Source organism: Rubrimonas sp., from assembly GCF_036788415.1.
Taxonomy (GTDB): domain Bacteria; phylum Pseudomonadota; class Alphaproteobacteria; order Rhodobacterales; family Rhodobacteraceae; genus Rubrimonas.
Window position 1 is genome coordinate 1 of record NZ_DAIQNN010000007.1, and the last position, 18,513, is coordinate 18,513.

General features: G+C 72.2%; 18 protein-coding genes. 6 read left to right on the plus strand and 12 right to left on the minus strand.

Annotated features, from left to right (window positions below; translation table 11 throughout):
- Window positions 1-57: 57 nt before the first annotated feature.
- Window positions 58-1,185, plus strand: a complete 1,128-nt coding sequence (tgt, locus tag V7Q31_RS03210) for a tRNA guanosine(34) transglycosylase Tgt (RefSeq protein ID WP_333832230.1) — start codon at window positions 58-60, stop codon at window positions 1,183-1,185.
- A 67-nt stretch (window positions 1,186-1,252) separates the two neighbouring features.
- On the opposite strand, the gene V7Q31_RS03215 is transcribed toward tgt, so the two are convergent.
- The 9 genes from V7Q31_RS03215 to coxB all read right to left on the minus strand — a co-directional run bounded on the left by V7Q31_RS03215 (window position 1,253) and on the right by coxB (window position 7,556).
- Window positions 1,253-2,149, minus strand: coding sequence for a metallophosphoesterase (locus V7Q31_RS03215; protein ID WP_333832231.1), 897 nt, complete (start codon window positions 2,147-2,149; stop codon window positions 1,253-1,255).
- A complete protein-coding gene (locus V7Q31_RS03220) occupies window positions 2,146-2,892 on the minus strand; it encodes a YebC/PmpR family DNA-binding transcriptional regulator (protein WP_333832232.1) in 747 nt (248 codons plus the stop codon). The genes V7Q31_RS03215 and V7Q31_RS03220 overlap by 4 nt, the downstream gene beginning before the upstream one ends.
- A gap of 92 nt (window positions 2,893-2,984) precedes the next feature.
- Window positions 2,985-3,326 (minus strand): hypothetical protein, encoded by a 342-nt coding sequence (locus V7Q31_RS03225; RefSeq protein ID WP_333832233.1) that lies wholly within the window; start codon window positions 3,324-3,326, stop codon window positions 2,985-2,987.
- Complete coding sequence (locus tag V7Q31_RS03230; RefSeq protein ID WP_333832234.1) at window positions 3,323-4,135, minus strand: SURF1 family protein; 813 nt, start codon at window positions 4,133-4,135, stop codon at window positions 3,323-3,325. The genes V7Q31_RS03225 and V7Q31_RS03230 overlap by 4 nt, the downstream gene beginning before the upstream one ends.
- A 7-nt stretch (window positions 4,136-4,142) precedes the next feature.
- A complete protein-coding gene (locus tag V7Q31_RS03235; protein ID WP_333832235.1) occupies window positions 4,143-4,919 on the minus strand; it encodes a cytochrome c oxidase subunit 3 in 777 nt (258 codons plus the stop codon).
- 20 nt (window positions 4,920-4,939) lie between these two features.
- The gene (locus tag V7Q31_RS03240; protein ID WP_333832236.1) at window positions 4,940-5,515 is read right to left on the minus strand and encodes a cytochrome c oxidase assembly protein; all 576 of its coding nucleotides are present in this window, start codon (window positions 5,513-5,515) and stop codon (window positions 4,940-4,942) included.
- Between the two features lies 1 nt (window position 5,516).
- Entirely contained in the window at window positions 5,517-5,660 is a 144-nt protein-coding gene (locus V7Q31_RS03245) for a hypothetical protein (RefSeq protein WP_333832237.1), read from the minus strand.
- 16 nt (window positions 5,661-5,676) lie between these two features.
- Complete coding sequence (cyoE, locus tag V7Q31_RS03250; protein WP_333832316.1) at window positions 5,677-6,639, minus strand: heme o synthase; 963 nt, start codon at window positions 6,637-6,639, stop codon at window positions 5,677-5,679.
- A gap of 11 nt (window positions 6,640-6,650) precedes the next feature.
- A complete protein-coding gene (gene coxB / locus V7Q31_RS03255) occupies window positions 6,651-7,556 on the minus strand; it encodes a cytochrome c oxidase subunit II (protein WP_333832238.1) in 906 nt (301 codons plus the stop codon).
- Between the two features lie 154 nt (window positions 7,557-7,710).
- Here coxB and tldD point away from each other — a divergent pair, with 154 nt between their 5' ends.
- Window positions 7,711-9,138 (plus strand): metalloprotease TldD, encoded by a 1,428-nt coding sequence (tldD, locus tag V7Q31_RS03260; RefSeq protein ID WP_333832239.1) that lies wholly within the window; start codon window positions 7,711-7,713, stop codon window positions 9,136-9,138.
- Between the two features lie 77 nt (window positions 9,139-9,215).
- On the opposite strand, the gene V7Q31_RS03265 is transcribed toward tldD, so the two are convergent.
- Entirely contained in the window at window positions 9,216-9,788 is a 573-nt protein-coding gene (locus tag V7Q31_RS03265; protein WP_333832240.1) for a DUF1285 domain-containing protein, read from the minus strand.
- 108 nt (window positions 9,789-9,896) lie between these two features.
- Here V7Q31_RS03265 and V7Q31_RS03270 point away from each other — a divergent pair, with 108 nt between their 5' ends.
- From V7Q31_RS03270 to V7Q31_RS03285, 4 genes are read left to right on the plus strand one after another with little or no spacing between them, the layout of a single operon-like run.
- Window positions 9,897-10,907, plus strand: coding sequence for an AAA family ATPase (locus V7Q31_RS03270; protein ID WP_333832241.1), 1,011 nt, complete (start codon window positions 9,897-9,899; stop codon window positions 10,905-10,907).
- Window positions 10,908-10,917: 10 nt separating this feature from the next.
- The gene (locus V7Q31_RS03275; RefSeq protein WP_333832242.1) at window positions 10,918-11,823 is read left to right on the plus strand and encodes a DUF58 domain-containing protein; all 906 of its coding nucleotides are present in this window, start codon (window positions 10,918-10,920) and stop codon (window positions 11,821-11,823) included.
- Complete coding sequence (locus V7Q31_RS03280) at window positions 11,823-14,648, plus strand: DUF4159 domain-containing protein (protein ID WP_333832243.1); 2,826 nt, start codon at window positions 11,823-11,825, stop codon at window positions 14,646-14,648. Before V7Q31_RS03275 ends, V7Q31_RS03280 begins: the two co-directional genes overlap by 1 nt.
- Window positions 14,649-14,658: 10 nt before the next feature.
- Complete coding sequence (locus tag V7Q31_RS03285; RefSeq protein WP_333832244.1) at window positions 14,659-16,740, plus strand: hypothetical protein; 2,082 nt, start codon at window positions 14,659-14,661, stop codon at window positions 16,738-16,740.
- 109 nt (window positions 16,741-16,849) lie between these two features.
- Here V7Q31_RS03285 and V7Q31_RS03290 read toward each other — a convergent pair whose 3' ends face one another.
- Both V7Q31_RS03290 and V7Q31_RS03295 read right to left on the minus strand, forming a co-directional pair.
- Window positions 16,850-18,367: a cryptochrome/photolyase family protein gene (locus tag V7Q31_RS03290; RefSeq protein WP_333832245.1), complete on the minus strand. Its 1,518-nt coding sequence runs from the start codon at window positions 18,365-18,367 to the stop codon at window positions 16,850-16,852.
- A complete protein-coding gene (locus V7Q31_RS03295) occupies window positions 18,364-18,513 on the minus strand; it encodes a DUF2256 domain-containing protein (RefSeq protein WP_333832246.1) in 150 nt (49 codons plus the stop codon). The genes V7Q31_RS03290 and V7Q31_RS03295 overlap by 4 nt, the downstream gene beginning before the upstream one ends.

Consider the following 18,513-nt stretch of genomic DNA (forward strand, 5'->3'; position numbering starts at 1 on the left):
CGGGCTTTTCAGAGATGCGGCGCTTGGCTATGCCCCGCGCAACGGGGGAGGGCGTCGATGTCGCGCGTCGCATTCGAGATCGAGGGACGGGACGGGCGCGCCCGGACCGGAAAGCTGATCCTGCCGCGCGGCGAGATCCGCACGCCCGCCTTCATGCCCGTGGGGACGGCGGCCACCGTCAAGGCCATGCTTCCCGACAGCGTGCGCGCCACGGGCGCCGACATCCTGCTCGGCAACACCTATCACCTGATGCTGCGCCCCGGCGCGGAGCGCATGGCGCGGCTCGGCGGCCTGCACCGCTTCATGAACTGGGAGCGCCCGATCCTCACCGATTCGGGCGGTTTTCAGGTGATGAGCCTCGCCGAATTGCGCAAGCTGACCGAAGAGGGCGTGCGCTTCCGCTCACATGTCGACGGGTCCGAGCACATGCTCACGCCCGAGCGCTGCATGGAGATCCAGCGCCTGCTCGGCTCCGACATCGCGATGTGCTTCGACGAATGTCCCGCCTTGCCGGCCGAGCGCGGCGCGATCGCCGCGAGCATGGCGCTGTCGATGCGCTGGGCGCGGCGCTCCCGCGACGCTTTCGGCGACCGGGCGGGCCACGCGCTGTTCGGGATCCAGCAGGGCGGGCTCGAGCCGGACCTGCGGGCCGAAAGCGCCGAGGCGCTTACGCGGATCGGCTTCGACGGCTACGCCATCGGCGGGCTCGCAGTGGGCGAGGGGCAGGAGGCCATGTTCGGCGTGCTCGACTACGCACCCGGACAGCTCCCCGACGACCGCCCGCGCTATCTGATGGGCGTCGGCAAGCCCGACGACATCGTGGGCGCCGTGCAGCGCGGCGTGGACATGTTCGACTGCGTTTTGCCGACCCGCTCGGGGCGCACCGGTCAGGCGCTGACCCGCTTCGGCTCCGTCAACCTGCGCAACGCCCGCCACGCCGAGGACCCGCGCCCGCTCGACCCCGACTGCGCCTGCCCCTGCTGCCGCAGCTACAGCCGCGCCTATCTGCACCATGTGGTCAAGACGGGCGAGATCATCGCCTCGATGCTGCTGACATGGCACAATCTCCACTATTATCAGGAGCTGATGCAGGGGCTGCGCGCCGCGGTCGCGCAAGGCGCGCTCGACGCCTTCGCAGCGGCCTTCCATGCCCGCCGCGCCGAAGGCGACGTCGCCCCTCTGTAGAACGGAGATCGACCAGCAGGACGCAAGTCCCGGGTGTGGGCCGTGGTCTTCGAAGGGAAAAAGTTGGTTAGTCGAGCCCCTCGGGTCGGCTTGCGCTCTCGACCGGCGTCAGCTCCAGCACGACGATCTCGGGCGGCGCCCCGAGGCGCAGAGGCGGTCCGGAGGTTCCCAGCCCGGTGGTGACGTAGAGGCGGGCGTCGCCCCGCCGGAACCAGCCGCGCACGTAGCGCCGCCCCATCGCCGGAAGCCGCGTCGCGCCGATCGGCCAGGGCGCGATCTGTCCGCCATGGGTGTGGCCCGACAGGGTTAGCGCCGGCGGCGGGGTCAGCGCGTCCCAGACGTCCGGCGCATGGCTGAGGACGACGCAAGGGGCCCGCGCATGGTCCGACACCCGCGCCCAGCCGGTCGGGCGGTCAGACGAGGCGTCGTCGAGGCCGATCACCGCCAAACGCGCGCCGGTTCCGGGATGGATCGCCTCGGCGGCCTCGCCGATCAGCACGCGCACCCCCGCGCGCTCGAGCGCCTGCGCGCAGGCCTCGCCCGACCAGCCCCAGTCGTGATTGCCGAGCACCGCATAGGCGCCCATGGGGGCCGTCAGGCGGCCCATCTCGGCGGCGATGGCGTCCATCGGAACGAGGCTGCGTCGGTAGAGCCGGTCGACCGACGGCGCGCGCGCGAGCAGTCGTCCCATCCCCTTGGTCGGCGCGTTGTAATAGTCGCCAAGCCACAGGACGATGTCGGGTCGCTCCGCCTGCGCGGCGGCGAAGGCCGCGCGCAGGCGGCGGGGCGGCCAGTGGTGGCGGTAGGGTTGCAGGTCGCCGATGGCGACGGCGCGCACCGGGTGGGAGAGGCCGGGCAGGGGGACTTCGAACCGGCGCACATGCAAACGCCGCGGCTCGATCCATGCGGACCACAGCGCCAGCAGAGCAGCGAGCGCGAGCGCCGCGCCCGCCCACAAGCTCAACTGGCGAGCTTCCGCATCACCTCGTCGGAGACCTCGACATTGGCGGTGACGGTCTGGACGTCGTCGTCGTCCTCGAGCGCCTCGATCAGCTTCATCACGGTGCGCGCGGCGTCCTCGTCCACCGGCGCGGTGGTCTGGGGCTTCCAGACCAGCTTGACCGTCTCGGCCTCGCCGAGCGCGGCTTCGAGCGCGCCCGACACCTCGGCGAGATCCTCCGCGGCGCAATAGACCCAGTGGCCTTCCTCGTCGCTCTCGACATCCTCGGCGCCGGCCTCGATGGCGGCCTCCATCACCTTGTCCATGTCGCCGACTTTCGGCCCGTAGGCGATCTCGCCCTTGCGGTCGAACATGAACGACACCGAGCCCGTCTCGCCGAGATTGCCGCCGTTCTTGGAGAAGGTGGTGCGGACGTTGGAGGCGGTGCGGTTGCGGTTGTCGGTCAGCGCCTCGACGATGATCGCCACGCCGTTCGGGCCGTAGCCCTCGTAGCGGATGTTCTCGTAGGCCTCGGCGTCGCCCATCTGGCTCTTCTTGATGGCGCGCTCGATGTTCTCCTTGGGCATCGAGTTGACGCGGGCCTCGCGCACGGCGAGCCGCAGCCGCGGGTTCTTGTCGGGATCGGGGTCGCCCATCTTGGCGGCGACCGTGATCTCCTTGGAGAGCTTCGAGAACAGCTTCGCGCGGACGGCGTCCTGCCGCCCCTTGCGATGCTGGATGTTGGCCCATTTGGAATGGCCGGCCATGACGCGCCCCCCTCTCGTGCTCTCGCTCGGTCTGGCGCGGGTTATAGGCGCGCCCGGCGCGCCGCTTCAAGCGCCGCCGCTCGGCCCGCCCATCAGCCAGCCGCCGCCCGCAGCCACAGGATCGCGACCACGCCCGCGCTGCAGAGCGCGAGCGCCCCCATCGCCAGCTTCGTCTTGCGCGCGAGATCGCGCAGCAGCGGGTCGGCGGCGGGGCCGGGCGGCAGCGGGCCGAAGATCAGCGGACGGGCGAGGCGGCGGCGCGCGCGATCGTCCGCCCCGCCGAGGCGGAACCGCGAGCCCTGCGCGCTCAGTTCGGCGTACCAATCGGGGTGCATCGCGCGCACATGCTCGCGCGCGGCGGCGATCAGCGCCTTGCCGATCAGAGCGGCGACCAGCGCCATCGTCATCAGCGCGAGCGGGGCGAAGTCGGTCATCGGCGAAACCCTCCAGTTGGGACCGCGCGCCCATCGCCTGCGCCGGCGCGGCGGCGCAGGCGCGCCTCGCGCCGGATCAGCGCGCCGCCCATCGCCAGCCACACCGCCGCCAGCCCGCCCCAGGTGATCGCGTATTCCAGATGGTCGTTAGGCAGCTCTACCGTCACGGGAATCGGAATAGGCCAGCCCTCCACCGCCGTCGAGGTCTCGGCGACCAGCAGCGCCGGCGCCGCGCCCCAGAGCGGCGCCAGCGCGCGCATGTCGCGGCTGAGCCAGACATTGTCGGCGCGGCCCGCCGCGGGGTCGGAGAAGCTGTCGGCCTCCTGCGGCCAGCGCAGCGCCGCCACCAGGGTCAGCGCGCCCTCGGGCGTGGGGGAGGGGCGGGCGGCGGCCCCGCCCTCGTTCTTGAGGGCAAGCGGAACATAGCCGCGATCGACGAGAACCAGCCGCCCGTCGTCGAGTTCGAAAGGCTGGATCACGCGATAGCCCGGCCCGTGGGGGCGCTGCGTGGTCAGATAGGCGGCGTCGGCGAAGCCGTGCGCGCCGGTCGCCCCGGTGAAGCGGCCCGTCACGGCGACGCGGCGGAATTCGTGCGCGCTCTGGTCGAGCCGGTCGGGCAGGGCCATCGGGGCCTCGGCCAGCCGGGTCTCCAGCGTGGCGATCAGCGCCTCCTTCCAGTCGAGACGGCGGATCTGCCACGTCATCAGGGCAAGCAGGATCGCGGCGCCCCCGAGCGTGAGGGCCACGGCCCCGAAAAGCCGAAGCGGCGCGCCGGGGCGCGCCGCCTTGCGGTCGGTCGAGGCGGACATGAGCGGCTCAGCGCGCCCAGATGTAGATGCCGGCGAACAGGAACAGCCACACGACGTCGACGAAATGCCAGTACCAGGCTGCGGCCTCGAAGCCGACATGCTTGTCCGGCGTGAAATGCCCGCGCAGCGCGCGCGACAGGCAGACGGCGAGGAAGATCGTCCCGATCAGCACATGCGCGCCGTGGAAGCCGGTCGCCATGAAGAAGTTGGCGCCGTAGATGTTGCCCGAGAAGCCGAAATGCGCGTGGGAGTACTCATAGATCTGGAAGATCGTGAACAACGCCCCGAGGCCCACCGTCAGCAGCAGCCCGTTGACCAGCCCCTTGCGGTCGTTCTCGAGCAGCGCGTGATGCGCCCAGGTGACGGCGGCGCCCGAGGTCAGCAGGATCAGCGTGTTGATCAGCGGCAGGTGCCAGGGGTCGAAGGTCTCGATGCCTTCGGGCGGCCAGACGCCCCCCGCCGGATAGATCGCGTGCTTGAAGAAGCTCCAGAACCACGCCGCGAAGAACATCACCTCCGAGGCGATGAACAGCAGCATCCCGTAGCGCAGGCCGATCTGCACGACCGGGGTATGGTCGCCGACCTTGCTCTCGCGCACGACGTCGGTCCACCAGTTGAACATGGTGTAGAGGACGCCGAGCAGACCCGCGACGAAGAGCAGGATGCTGGAGCCGTGGAAGGCGAACACCGCGCCGAGCAGCATCGCGAAGGCCGACACGGCGCCGATCACCGGCCACGGGCTCGGCGGCAGGATGTGGTAGTCGTGGTTCTTCGCTTGGGCCATCGGAGCGCTCCTCGGCGGGCTCAGTTTCGGACGGTCCCGGGCGCGGCGGCGTCGGCCATCGCGCGGGACTCGTCGGTCTCGTAGAAGGTGTAGGACAGTGTGATGACCGGCACGCGCCCCGCCTCGCGGTCCTCGACGATGGCGGGATCGACGAAGAAGCTCACCGGCATCTGCACGGTCTCGCCGGGCTGGAGCGTCTGCTCGACGAAGCAGAAGCACGCGATCTTCGAGAAATAGGCCCCGGTCGAATAGGGCGCGACATTGTAGGAGGCGGTGCCGGTGATCGCCCGGTCGGTGGGGTTGTGGGCCTCGTAGAAGGCGAGGCCGGTCTCGCCGAGCCGCACGGTCATCTCGCGCTGGACGGGGCGGAACTCCCACGGCATGCGCAGGGTAGAGGCGTCGAAGCGGACCTTGACGGTGCGGTCGAGGATCACGTCCGGGGCCGCCTCGGCCTGCGCGGTGGTTCCGGCGAAGCCCGTGACGCGGCAGAACCAGTCGTAGAAGGGCACGGCGGCGTAGGCCATGCCCAGCATGAAGCAGGCGACGCCCGCCAGCGCGCCGAAGGTCCGCAGATTGGCCTTGCGCGGGTCGATCATCTCAGCCCCACGGATTGCCGGCGTTTCCGCCGAGCTTGACGATGGTCACCGCGAAAACCAGCGCGACGAAGCCCGCCAGAACCGCCAGCACGGCGAGGTTGCGGCCCCGGCGGCGGGCGTGAAGCTCGTGCTCGCGATGGATCATCAGGGCGTCCTTTCGCTCAGAGCGGCACGGGCCAGAAGCCCGGCGCGCCGAGGGCGGCGTCGAGCGCCACGGCGCCGAACAGGATGAAGAGATGCAGGATCGAGACGGCGAACAGCTTCTTCTCCGCCGCATTGCGGTCGGCGGCGGCGCTCTCCGCGTCGCGTCGCGCCACGATCCATGCGCGATGCAGGAAGGCCGCGTTGACGCCGACAGCGGCGATCAGCGTCGCAGGCCCGCCGACGGAGGTGAAGGCGAGGGCGACCGACGCCGCCGTAAGCGCGACCGTGTAGCCGAGGATCTGGCGCCGCGTGGTCGCGTCGCCGCGCGCGACCGGCATCATCGGCACGTTGGCGGCGCGGTAGTCGGCATGGGTGAAGAGCGCGAGCGCCCAGAAATGCGGCGGGGTCCACAGGAAGATCACGAGGAACATGATCAGCGGTTCGACCGCGACGCCCCCCGTCGCCGCCATCCAGCCGATCACCGGCGGAAAGGCGCCCGCCGCGCCGCCGATCACGATGTTCTGCGGCGTCGAGCGCTTGAGCCACATCGTGTAGACGACGGCGTAGAAGAAGATCGTGAACGCCAGCAGGGCGGCGGATTGCGGATTGGCGAAGATCGCGAGCATCGCAACCGACAGGATCGACAGCCCCATCCCGAAGCCGAGCGCCTCTTCCGCCGAGACGCGCCCGGCGGGCACGGGGCGGTTGGCGGTGCGCTTCATGCGCGTGTCGATGTCGGCGTCCCACCACTGGTTGAGCGCGCCCGACGCGCCCGCGCCCACCGCGATGCACAGCACGCAGGCGAGCGCCACGACCGGATGCACCGCGACCGGCGCCGCGATCAGCCCGACGGTCGCTGTGAAGATCACCAGCGACATCACGCGCGGCTTCAGCAGCGCCCACCAGTCGCGCAGGTTGGCTTCCTCGGCGGCGAGCGGCGCCGCGGGCGCGGCGGCGGCGAGAACGGCGGGGCGATACAGCTTCACGCGCCTCACTCCGCCTGCGCCAGAACGGCGGAGCCGTAGGCGCGGCCCGCGATCGTCACCGTCTGCGGCGGCAGACCGGCGTCGGCGCGCTGGTCGTTGACCCAGGCGGCATAGTCCTCGGCGCTGACGACATGCACCTCGATCGGCATGTAGGCGTGCTTGACGCCGCACAGCTCCGAGCACTGGCCGTAATAGACGCCCGTCTCCTCGGCCTTGAACCACAGCTCGTTGAGCCGGCCGGGGATCGAGTCGATCTTCACGCCGAAGCTCGGCACGGTCCAGGCGTGGATCACGTCGTTGGCGGTGGTCTGAACCTTCACGACTGCGTTGACCGGCACCATCACGGCGGCGTCCGTTTTCAGCAGCCAGTTCTCGCGGGTGACGCCGTATTCCTCGGCGTCGGCGCGCCCGTCCTCCGACGCCATCACGTCGTCCCAGGTCGCGTAGTCGCCCGCGACCATCAGCGAGGAGAAGTCGATTTCGTGGTCGGGATATTCGTAGCTCCAGTACCACTGATTGCCGACGGCCTTGATGGTGACGTCCGCCTCGGGAATGGTGAGCTGCTTGTAGAGCAGGTTCAGCGAGGGGAAGGCGATGGCGACGAGGATCATCACCGGCACCGCGGTCCAGATCACCTCGACGGTCGCGTTGTGGGTGAAACGCTGCGGCGTCGGGTTGCGGCGCGCGTCGAACTTCCACACCACATAGAGCAGGAGCCCGGTGACCAGCAGAACAATGGCGGTGATGATGACCAGCAGCAGCCCGTCCATCGATTGCAGGTCGCGCGCAAGTTCGGTCGCGGCGGGCTGGAAGCCGGTCTGGCCCGGCTCGGGCCGTCCGATCTCCTGCGCCTGCGCGCCGACGCCGATGATCGCCGCGAGAAGGGCCGCGCCGCCTGTCCTGGTCCGCATGATCGTCGCCTCACCTGGGAATCGGCCGCTGTCGCGAAACCGACTTTCGTCCTATGTGATAGCGTGAAGACCATGAAAGCGGCCCGCCCGCCAAGCTGCGGCGCCGCGGCAAACCGCCGCGAGCCCTTGTGAAATGCCTTCGGAGACAGCCTGAATGACCAGCGACATCAACCGCTTCCGCCCGTTCGACACGCATCTCGACGAAGCTGCGGCGCTTTTGATCCTGCGCAATGCGACCGCCGAGGCCGACGACGGCGAGCTGTTTCTGGAGCGGCGGCGCTCCGAGGCGCTGAGCTTCGACGATGGCCGGCTGAAGGCCGCGAGCTACGACGCCTCGGAAGGCTTCGGCCTGCGCGCCGTCGCGGGCCCCACCGCCGGCTACGCCCATTCGTCGGAGATCTCCGAGGCCGCGCTGAAGCGCGCCGCCGAGACCTGCCGCCTCGCCGCGCGCGAGGGCGGCGGGCGCATCGCCGAGCCGCCCGCCCGCACCAACCGCCGGCTCTACGCCGAACTCGACCCGCTGGAGGGCCCCTCCTTCGCCGCCAAGGTCGAGCTGCTGCGCGAGATCGACGACTGGCTGCGCGCCCGCGACAAGCGGGTCGTGCAGGTCTCGGTCGGCCTGTCGGGCGGCGTGCAGGACGTGACGATCCTGCGCCCCGAAGGCGGCGTGCTGTCCGAGGCGCGCCCGCTCGTGCGCATGAACATCTCGGTGATCGTCGAGAAGGACGGGCGGCGCGAGTCGGGAAGCTGGGGCGGCGGCGGGCGCGTCGGCTATGACGGGCTGATCGCGCCCGAGGCGTGGAAGCGCCACGCCGAGGAGGCGCTGCGCATCGCGCTGGTGAATCTCGAGGCCGACGACGCGCCGGCGGGCGTGATGGAAGTCGCGCTCGGCGCCGGCTGGCCCGGCATCCTGCTGCACGAGGCGGTCGGCCACGGGCTCGAAGGCGACTTCAACCGCAAGAAGACCTCCGCCTTCTCGGGCCTGATGGGCAAGCAGGTCGCCGCGAAGGGCGTCACCGTCATCGACGACGGCACGATCCCCGACCGCCGCGGCTCGCTGTCCTTCGACGACGAGGGCACCCCCACCAACCGCACCGTGCTGATCGAGGACGGCGTGCTGGTGGGCTACATGCAGGACCGCCAGAACGCCCGCCTGATGGGCGTGGACCCCACCGGCAACGGCCGCCGCGAGAGCTACGCCCACATCCCCATGCCGCGCATGACCAATACGATCATGCTCGGCGGGCAGGCGGACCCCGCGGAGATCGTTAAGGCGGTGAAGGACGGCATCTACGCCGTCGGCTTCGGCGGCGGGCAGGTCGACATCACAAATGGGAAGTTCGTCTTCTCCTGCACCGAGGCCTATCGCGTGAAGGACGGCGTGATCGGCCGCCCGGTCAAGGGCGCGACGCTGATCGGCGACGGCCCGACGGCGCTCAACCATGTCCGCATGATCGGGAACGACATGAAGATGGACGACGGCATCGGCACCTGCGGCAAGAACGGCCAGGGCGTGCCGGTGGGCGTCGGCCAGCCGACGCTGCTGATCGACGGGCTGACGGTGGGCGGGGCGGGGGGCTGACCCCGGCGCTCCAGCGCGCTCGTCGGGTTCCCCCGGCGCCCCGGGCCGCGGCGCCTCGAAGACCTTCCGCGCAGGCCTCAGGTCGGCGGCGCGTCCGCCGGCGCGATGGGAAAGAAGGCGCCTTGCGAGACGACGCCGAACCACTCCGTCCCGTCGCGCTGGCGGGTCTCGCCGAGTTCGACCAGCCGATAGAACGTCTTGCGGTCGATCAGCGCCTCGAGGCCCCGGCGCACATGGACGTAGGGCCTCGGCGCGTCGGGCGGGCCTGCGACGCGGATCGGGTCGTCGGGGCCCGCCGCGACCTCGTCGTCGAGATTGGTGAGGAAGACCAGCGCGTCGCCGTCGCGCCGCACGTCCACGGCGACGAAGGGCGCGTCGTCCACGACGATTCCGACCTTCTCGACCGGGGTGACCAGAAAATGCCGCTCGCCCTCGCGCCGCAGCACCGAGGCGAAGAGCTTGACCAGCGGGCGCCGGTCGATCGGGCCGCCCTGATAGAACCAGGTTCCGTCTGAGGCGATGCGCATGTCGATGTCGCCGCAGAAGGGCGGGTTCCACAGATGCACCGGCGGCGGCCCTTTTTTCGCCGCCTTGCCCAGTTGGGATGCAATCTCGCCCGGGCGGCGCGGGTCTGGCGTTCGATCTGGCATTTCGGCTGCGGCGCTCCATACTGAACCTCGACAGAGTACACGAGCGCGTTACGCTTTGAACCGACCCCGCCGCGCAGATCGCCGGCCCCAGCCGCAAGGAGCACGCAGATGGACGCCGATGCAGCGATCGCCGAGATCGAAACCGCGGGCGAAACGCTCGCCAAGGCGCGGGCCGAGATCGCCAAGCGCGTGATCGGGCAGGAGGTCATCGTCGATCTGGTGCTGAACGCGCTGATCTCGGGCGGGCACGCGCTGCTCGTCGGCGCGCCAGGGCTGGCGAAGACGCGGCTCGTGGAGACGCTCGGCCTCGTGCTCGGGCTCGACGCCAAGCGCGTGCAGTTCACGCCCGACCTGATGCCCGCCGACATCCTCGGCGCGGAAGTGCTGGAGGAGGGGCGCGACGGCGGACGCGCTTTCCGATTCATCGAAGGCCCGATCTTCTGCCAGTTGCTGATGGCCGACGAGATCAACCGCGCGAGCCCGCGCACGCAGTCGGCGCTGCTGCAGGCGATGCAGGAGAAGCATGTGACGGTGGCAGGCGCGATGCGCGACCTGCCCAAGCCCTTCCATGTGCTCGCGACCCAGAACCCCATCGAGCAGGAGGGCACATATCCGCTGCCCGAGGCGCAGCTCGACCGCTTCCTGCTGCAGGTGGACGTCGATTATCCCACACTCGACGCGGAGCGGCGCATCCTGATGGCGACGACCGGGGCCGAGGACGCGCAGGCGAGCCCGGTGCTCGATGCGGCGGGGCTGAGCCGGCTGCAGCAGGTGGTGCGGCGGATGCCGGCGGGCGAATCGGTGGTCGAGGCGATCCTGCGGCTGGTGCGCGCGGCGCGGCCCGGCCAGCCGGGCGGGATGGAGCTGATCGACCGCGCGGTGGCGTGGGGGCCGGGGCCGCGCGCGGCGCAGGCGCTGATGATGGCGGCGCGCGCCAAGGCGCTGCTCGAGGGGCGGCTCGCGCCCTCGATCGACGACGTCGCCGCGCTGGCCCTGCCGGCGCTCAAGCACCGCATGGCGCTGACCTTCGCCGCCAAGGCCGAGGGCGACACGCTCGATCGGGTGATCGGCGCGCTGGTCGAGCGCGCACTGCACGCCCCCGCCGCCGCGGCTGCGTGAGGGCGGCGTCATGAGCGTCGCCGACATCGCCCAGCGTGGGGCCGGCTGGCTGCGGCGCGACGCCGAGCGGGTCTCGGGCGCGCTGCCGGCGCTGCTCGCCGAGGCCGAGCGGCTGGCCGCCTCGATCGCCGCCGGCGCGCATGGCCGCAAGCGCGCAGGCCCGGGCGAGACGTTCTGGCAGTATCGGCAGGCGCTGCCGGGCGATCCGAACACGGCGATCGACTGGCGGCGCTCGGGGCGGTCGGATCATCTCTACATCCGCGAGATGGAGTGGGAGGCGGCGCAGACCGTTTGGCTCTGGCGCGACGACGCGCTGTCGATGGACTACCGCTCCGACGCCGCGCCCCGCTCCAAGGTCGAGCGCGTGTCGCTGCTCGCGCTCGCGCTGTCGGTGCTGCTGATCCGCGGCGGCGAGCGGGTGGCGCTGCTCGGCACCGACGCCGCCCGCCCGCTGAGCGGCGAGACGCAGCTGCGCCGCATCGCCATGACCCTCGCCAAGCCGCGCGAGCACCGCCCCGATTACGGCGCGCCGCCCGACGGCGCTTTCGCGCGGGGCGGCAAGGCGGTGTTCCTGTCGGACTTCCTCGGGCCGATGGAGGCGGTGCGCCCCGCGCTGCTGCGGGCGGCGCAGGCCGGAATTTCGGGCGTGATCGTGCAGGTGCTCGACCCGGCGGAGGAGGCGTTCCCCTTCGACGGGCGCGTGCGCTTCGAGAGCATGGGCCGCGAGATCGACTTCGAGACGCACCGCGCCCGCGCGCTCGCCGACGCCTATCGCCGCCGGCTTGCCGAACGCCGCGACGAACTCGACACGCTGGCGCGGCGCTGCGGCTGGCGGATGACCGTCCACCACACCGATGTCAGCCCGCGCCGCGGGCTGCTGTGGCTCTATGCGGCGTTGGGCGGAGGGATGGGCTGATGCTGTCTCTGGGCGGGCTGGCCTTTCTCAATCCGTGGCTTCTGGCGCCGCTGCTCGCGCTGCCGGCGCTGTGGCTGTTGCTGCGCGCGATCCCGCCGAGCCCGCGGCGGGCGGCCTTTCCCGGCGTTCGGCTGCTGCTCGGCCTCGACGACCCCGAGCGCACGCCCGACCGCACGCCGCTGTGGCTGTTGCTGCTGCGCTGCGCGATCGCGGCGGCCGCGATCCTCGCTTTCGCAGAGCCGGTGCTGAACCCCAAGGCGCGGCTCGGCGGCGCAGGGCCGGTGCTGCTGGCAATGGACGGCGGCTGGGCGAGCGCACCCGACTGGGAGGCGCGCCGCGCCCGCGCGCTCGACGTGCTCGCGCAGGCCGAGCGCGCCGAACGGCCCGTGATCTTCACGGCCCTCGCCCGCCCCGCGCCCGAGACGCAGGCCTTCGAGGTCCGCCCCGCCGCCGAGTGGCGCGGCGAGATCGAGGCGCTGCAACCTGCGCCCTGGGCGCCTCAGCGCGCGGCGTTTCTCGCGCGGCTTAGGGCGCAGACGCCGCAAATCGGCGAGACGGTGTGGCTGACCGACGGGCTCGACCATGGCGAGGCTGGGGAATTCGGCGCCGCGCTCGCGGACGTGGCGGGCCTCGCGGTGATAGGCCCCGACGCGCTCGCGCCGGCGCTGCGCGCGCCGGAGTTGGTCGACGGCGCGCTGACGGCGACGGTGCTGCGCGCCGCCGCGGGCCCCGCGGAGTCCGCGCAGGTCGCGGCCTATGGCGGCGATCCGCTCCGCGATCCGGGCGAGGCGCGCAAGCTCGGCGAGGTCGCGGTGACGTTCGAGGCCGAGGCTGTCGAAGCGGTCGCCGCCTTCGAACTGCCGCTCGAGTTGCGCAACCGCGTCAACCGCGTGGCGCTGACCGCCCGCCCGAGCGCGGGCGGCGCCGCGCTGGCCGATGACGGCGTGCGGCGGCGGCGGGTCGGACTGGTCGCAGGCGGTTCGCAGACCGAGGCGCAGCGGCTGATCTCGGATCTGCATTACCTGCGCGCGGCGCTCGTCGGCGTGGCCGAGACGGTCGAGGGCGACGTCGCAGCGGTGCTCGACGCCCGCCCCGACGCGGTGTTCATGGCCGATGTCGGTCGGTTCACCGAAGCCGAAGCCGAGGCGCTGACGGCGTGGGTCGAGGCGGGCGGGTTGCTGGTCCGGTTCGCGGGGCCGCGGATGGCGGGGGGGACCGAGGCGCTGGCGGGCGGCGCCGGCGTCGTCGACGATCCGCTGCAGCCGGTGCGGCTGCGCGCGGGCGGGCGGGCGATGGGCGGCGCGATGGCCTGGGGAGCGCCGCAGCGCGTGCGCCCCTTTCCGCCCGAAAGCCCCTTCGCCGGGCTGGCGGTCGCCGAGGACGTCGCGGTCAATCGCCAGCTCCTGGCCGAGATCGGCCCCGAGCTCTCGGAGCGGACATGGGCGGCTCTGGAGGACGGCACGCCGCTGGTGACGGCGCGCACAGCCGGCGCGGGCCGCATCGCGCTGTTCCACGTCACAGCCAACGCCGAATGGTCGACGCTGCCGCTCTCGGGGCTCTTCGTCGAGATGACGCGGCGGCTGACCCAGCTGTCGGGCGGCGGCGGCCCCCGCGATCGCGCCGCCCTCGCCGGGCGCATGGCCCGGCCTGTCGCCCTGCTCGACGGATACGGGCGGCTCGCGCGCGCCGACGCCGCCGCCGGAGCGCCGGTCGAGCGGCTCGACGCAGCGCCGGGCCCCGACGCGCCGCCGGGTCTCTACGCCGTCGGCGAGACGCTGCTCGCCTTCAACCTGTTCGGCCCCGAAGCGACGCTGACCGCAGCGCCGCCGCCGCCCGCCTCGGCGCGGATGGAGACGCTGGAGGCGGCGCAGGAGCGCCCGCTCGCGCCCTGGCTTCTGGCGGCGGCGCTGGCGCTGCTGGCGGCGGACACGGTCGCCGGGCTGATCCTCGCGGGGCGGCTGCCCGCGCCGCGGCGGCGGCGGGCTGCCGGCGGAGCGCTGGCCCTCGCGCTCGCGGCGAGCCTCGCCGCAAGCCTGGCCGGCGCGCCTGCGGCGCAGGCGCAGACTGACGAGGCCCGCGCGTTGCACGCGGCCAACGCGACGGTGCTCGCCCATGTCCGGACCATGGACCCGCAGGTGGACCGGATCGCAGAGGCGGGTCTGCGGGGTCTCAGCCGCATCCTCGCCGCGCGCACGGCGGTCGAGCCGGAGGCGCCCGCCGGGGTCGATCTGGAGACGGACGACCTGGCCTTCTACACGCTGCTCTATTGGCCGATCACGACCGCTCAGCCGACGCCGTCCGATGTGGCCATGGCCAAGCTCAACCAGTTCCTGCGCACCGGCGGCATGATCGTGTTCGACACGCGCGACCGGCATCTGGAGTTCGGCGCCGGCCCGACCCAGAACGCCGCCGCCCTCCGCCGGCTGACCGCGCGGCTCGACCTGCCGCCGCTGGAGCCGGTCGGCGAGGATCATGTGCTGACGCGCGCCTTCTATTTGCTCGAGACCTTTCCCGGCCGCCACGCCGGCGGGCGCGTCTGGGTCGAGGCGGCGCCGCCCGCCGCGCCGGGCGAGGCGCCGCCGGCCCGCTTCAGCAGCCGCAACGACGACGTCTCGCCGGTGGTGGTCGGCGCGGCGGACTGGGCGGCCGCCTGGGCGGTGGACGAGGCCGGCGAGTTCCTCGCGCCGGTCGGCGGCGGCGACGGCTTCCGCCAGCGCGAGATGGCCTATCGCTTTGGGGTCAACCTCGTGATGTACGCGCTCACCGGCAATTACAAATCCGATCAGGTCCACGTCCCGGCCCTGCTTGAACGTCTTGGACAGTGAGGGAGCCGCGATGAGCGCCTCGGTCGTCTTCGCGCCGCTTCTGCCCTGGGCGCTGCTCGCCGCGGGCGCGGCGCTCGCCCTCGCCGCGGCGGGGCTCGCGCTGTGGCGGGGCTCGCCGGGCTGGCTGCTGCGCGCGCTCGCCTTCGCGATCCTGCTCTTCGCGCTGACCAACCCGTCGCTTCTGCGCGAGAACCGCCGCGCGCTGCCCGACATCGCCTTCCTGATCGTCGACGAGAGCGCGAGCCAGACCGTCGGCGACCGCCCGACCCAGACCGCGCAGGCCGCCGCCGAGATCGAGGCCGCGATCGCGGCGCTGGCCGCGCGCGGCGCCCCCGACGCGCCGCTCGAACTGCGCGTCGCCCGCGTCGCCTCCGATCCGGCGGAGGATCGCGGCACGGCGCTCCTGTCGGCGCTCGAGACCGCCGCCGCCGACGCGGCGCCCAGCCAGATCGCCGGCGCGCTGCTGCTGACCGACGGGCGCGCGCACGACCTCGACCGCCTCTCCGCCTTCCCCGGCCCGGTCCATGCTCTGGTGACGGGCGAGCCGGACGAACGCGACCTGCGCCTCGTGCTCCAGACCGCCCCGACCTTCGGCATCGTCGGCGAGACTGCGACCGCGGTCGCGCGGGTCGAGGCGCTCGGGGCGGCGCCGCAGGGCGCGCCGGTCGAGTTGAGCGTCTCGGTCGACGGCGGCCCGCCCCGCCGCATCCCCGCCCGCGTGGGCGAGAGCGTCCCGGTCGAGATCGAGATCACGCATGGCGGCCCGAACGTCGTCGAGCTGCGGCTGCCTGCCGCGCAGGACGAGCTGACCGATCGCAACAACGCCGCCGTCTTCACCGTCAACGGCGTGCGCGACCGGCTGCGGGTGCTGCTCGTATCCGGCGAGCCGCATCCCGGCGAGCGCACCTGGCGCAACCTGCTCAAGGCCGATCCGGCGGTGGACCTCGTGCATTTCACCATCCTGCGCCCGCCCGCCAAACAGGACGGAACGCCGGTCTACGAGCTGTCGCTGATCGCCTTTCCGACGCGCGAGCTGTTTATGGAGAAGGTGGACGAGTTCGATCTGATCATCTTCGACCGCTACCGCCGGCGCGGCATCCTGCCCACGCCCTACATCGCCAATGTCGCGCGCTATGTGCGCGAGGGCGGGGCGGTGCTGCTGGCCGAGGGCGACAGCTTCGCCGGCGTCGAGAGCCTCTACCGCACGCCGCTCGCCGACGTGATCCCGGCGCGGCCCACCGCCGGCGTTCTGGAGGAGGGCTATCTGCCGCGCGTGACCGAACTGGGCCGGCGCCATCCGGTCACGGCGGGGCTCGGCGGCGACGCCGGCGCGCCCGGCGAGGCGCCGCCCTGGGGCCGCTGGTTCCGGCATGTCGAGATCGAGCCGCTGAGCGGCGAGACGGTGATGACCGGGGCCCGCGACCTGCCGCTGATGATCCTCGACCGAGTCGGCGAGGGCAGGGTGGCCGTGCTCGCCTCCGATCAGGCGTGGCTTTGGACGCGCGGCTATGAGGGGGGCGGGCCGCAGGCGGAGCTTCTGCGCCGGCTCGCGCACTGGCTGATGAAGGAGCCGGACCTCGAGGAGGAGGCGCTCACCGCGTCGGTCGAGGGCGCGGTGCTGCGCGCCGAGCGCCGCTCCATCGGCGACGGCCCCGAGACCTTGACCGTGACCGCCCCGTCGGGCGCGACGCTGAGCGCGCCCTTCGCCGAGCTTCGGCCCGGCCTCTGGGCGGCCCGGATCGAGACGACCGAGCAGGGCCTGCATCGGCTTTCGGACGGGACGCTGGAGGCGGTCGCTGCGGTCGGCCCGCCCGCCCCGCGCGAATTCGAGAACCCCGTTTCCACGACGGAGCTTCTCGCCCCGCTCGCCGAAGCCACGGGCGGCGCGTCGCGCCGTTTGACCGATGGTCTGCCCGACCTGCGCCGCGTCGCGGAGGGCCGGGTCGCCGAAGGGCGCGGCTGGCTGGGCCTGACCCGCCGCGGGGCCTACGCCGTCGAGGATGTCCGCCTGACGCCCCTCGCGCCGGCATGGGCGATGCTGCTCGTCACCGCGCTTCTTCTGGTCGGGGCCTGGCGCGTCGAAGGCCGCTGACGCGGTTGCGCCGGAGCGCGCAGGTCCGACCTTTGCGGGCGGGCGTGGCGGAGACGGGAATCGCGAAGCCCCCCGCTGGGCGCCGCCGCCGTCCTTCCCCCGACGGCGTTCAGCCGATCCGTTCGCGCAGCGCGTCGGCGGCGCGCCGGATCGCGGCGCGGTCTTCGGGCGATTTCCGGTCGAGATTGGCGAGTTGCATCTTCATGCGCATGTTGCCGCGGAAGCGCGCGGCGCGGCGGTCGAGGAAATCCCAGTAGAGCGTCGTGAACGGGCAGGCCTTCGGGCCGGTCGCCTGTTTGGGGTCGTAGCGGCAGGACCGGCAGCAATCGGACATCCGGTCGATATAGGCGCCGCTCGCGCAATAGGGCTTCGTGCCCATCACTCCGCCATCGGCGTGCTGGCTCATGCCGATGACGTTGGGCGCGGAGACCCAGTCGATGGCGTCGACGAACAGCGCCATGTGCCAGTCATGCGCGCGGCGCGGATTGGCGCCCCAGAGCATCAGGAACAGCCCCAGCACCATCAGCCGCTGAATGTGATGCGCATAGGCCTCGCGCTGGAGCTGGCCGACGGCGTCGCGGATGCAGGCCATGTCGGTTTCGGCGGTCCAGAGGAAGCGCGGCGGCTCGGCGGTCGCCCCGAGTTCATTGCGGTCGAGATAGGACGGGCCGAGGCCGACATAGACGCCGCGCGCGAATTCGCGCCAGCCGAGGATCTGGCGCACGAAGCCCTCCACGGCGTTCAGCGGCGCCCGGCCCTCGGCGTAGGCCGCGAGCGCGGCCTCGCAGACTTCGCGCGGCGAGATCAGCTTGAGGTTCAGGGCGGCGGAGAGGCGCGAGTGCCACAGCGTCGGCTCGCCCATCGCGATCGCGTCCTGATGGTCGCCGAAACCGCACAGCCTGTGCGCGACGAAATCCGCCAGATGCGCCAGCGCCTGCGCGCGCGTGACCGGCTCGGCGAAGCCGACGGCGCTTCCCGGCGCGTCGGGAAAGCGCGCCTCGACCATGCGGACCACCTCGCGCGTGATCGCGTCGTCGGGCGCGTCGGGGCGGCCCGGCGTGAAGCCGGGGCCGTCCGGGCCGAAGCTCTTGCGGTTCTCCTTGTCGAAATTCCACGCGCCGCCGAGCGGCTGGCCGGCCTCGTCCAGCAACCAGCCGGTGCGTCGCCGCATCTCTCGGTAGAAGTCTTCCAATATGAACCGCTTGCGGCCCGCGCCCATCGCCAGCCACTCGGCGGGGGTCGAGAGGAAATGGCGGTCCTCCAGCCAGCGGATCGGGGCTGCGGCGTCGAGCGCTGCGCGCACCCGCCAGTCGCCGGGCTCGACGCAGAGGATCTCCTCCGGCGCATGGTCGGCGACGGCGCGGCGCAGGCTGTCGGCGAGGGTCCCCGGCGCGCCCGGATCGTCGACGCGGCGATAGAGGACCGTGCGGCCCTCGGCGCGCTGGCCTTCGGCGAAATGGCGCATCGCGGCGAAGAACAGGACGAGGCGCTTCTTGTGCTGGGCGAGATAGGTCGCCTCCTCGGCGGCCTCGGTCATCTGGATCGCGTCGCGCGCGGGGTCGAAGCCGTCGAGCGCGGCGGAGCGCGCGTCGAGCTGGTCGCCGAGGACGAGGATGAGTCGCCTCACTTGCGCCGCCCCTCTCCGCGGCAGCGGTCGGAGCAGTAGCGCACCTCCTCCCACACCTTCTCCCACTTCTTGCGCCATGCGAAGGGGCGGCCGCAGGCGGCGCAGGTCTTGGTCGGCAGATCGGCCTTGCGGACCATCTTGGGCAT

Excerpts from the sequence above, each read along its gene's own strand:
- tgt (WP_333832230.1), top strand. The coding sequence starts at position 58 with ATGTCGCGCGTCGCATTCGAGATCGAGGGACGGGACGGGCGCGCCCGG.
- V7Q31_RS03220 (WP_333832232.1), bottom strand. The coding sequence starts at position 2,892 with ATGGCCGGCCATTCCAAATGGGCCAACATCCAGCATCGCAAGGGGCGG.
- V7Q31_RS03225 (WP_333832233.1), bottom strand. The coding sequence starts at position 3,326 with ATGACCGACTTCGCCCCGCTCGCGCTGATGACGATGGCGCTGGTCGCC.
- V7Q31_RS03230 (WP_333832234.1), bottom strand. The coding sequence starts at position 4,135 with ATGTCCGCCTCGACCGACCGCAAGGCGGCGCGCCCCGGCGCGCCGCTT.
- V7Q31_RS03235 (WP_333832235.1), bottom strand. The coding sequence starts at position 4,919 with ATGGCCCAAGCGAAGAACCACGACTACCACATCCTGCCGCCGAGCCCG.
- V7Q31_RS03240 (WP_333832236.1), bottom strand. The coding sequence starts at position 5,515 with ATGATCGACCCGCGCAAGGCCAATCTGCGGACCTTCGGCGCGCTGGCG.
- V7Q31_RS03245 (WP_333832237.1), bottom strand. The coding sequence starts at position 5,660 with ATGATCCATCGCGAGCACGAGCTTCACGCCCGCCGCCGGGGCCGCAAC.
- coxB (WP_333832238.1), bottom strand. The coding sequence starts at position 7,556 with ATGCGGACCAGGACAGGCGGCGCGGCCCTTCTCGCGGCGATCATCGGC.
- tldD (WP_333832239.1), top strand. The coding sequence starts at position 7,711 with ATGACCAGCGACATCAACCGCTTCCGCCCGTTCGACACGCATCTCGAC.
- V7Q31_RS03265 (WP_333832240.1), bottom strand. The coding sequence starts at position 9,788 with ATGCCAGATCGAACGCCAGACCCGCGCCGCCCGGGCGAGATTGCATCC.
- V7Q31_RS03270 (WP_333832241.1), top strand. The coding sequence starts at position 9,897 with ATGGACGCCGATGCAGCGATCGCCGAGATCGAAACCGCGGGCGAAACG.
- V7Q31_RS03275 (WP_333832242.1), top strand. The coding sequence starts at position 10,918 with ATGAGCGTCGCCGACATCGCCCAGCGTGGGGCCGGCTGGCTGCGGCGC.
- V7Q31_RS03280 (WP_333832243.1), top strand. The coding sequence starts at position 11,823 with ATGCTGTCTCTGGGCGGGCTGGCCTTTCTCAATCCGTGGCTTCTGGCG.
- V7Q31_RS03285 (WP_333832244.1), top strand. The coding sequence starts at position 14,659 with ATGAGCGCCTCGGTCGTCTTCGCGCCGCTTCTGCCCTGGGCGCTGCTC.
- V7Q31_RS03295 (WP_333832246.1), bottom strand. The coding sequence starts at position 18,513 with ATGCCCAAGATGGTCCGCAAGGCCGATCTGCCGACCAAGACCTGCGCC.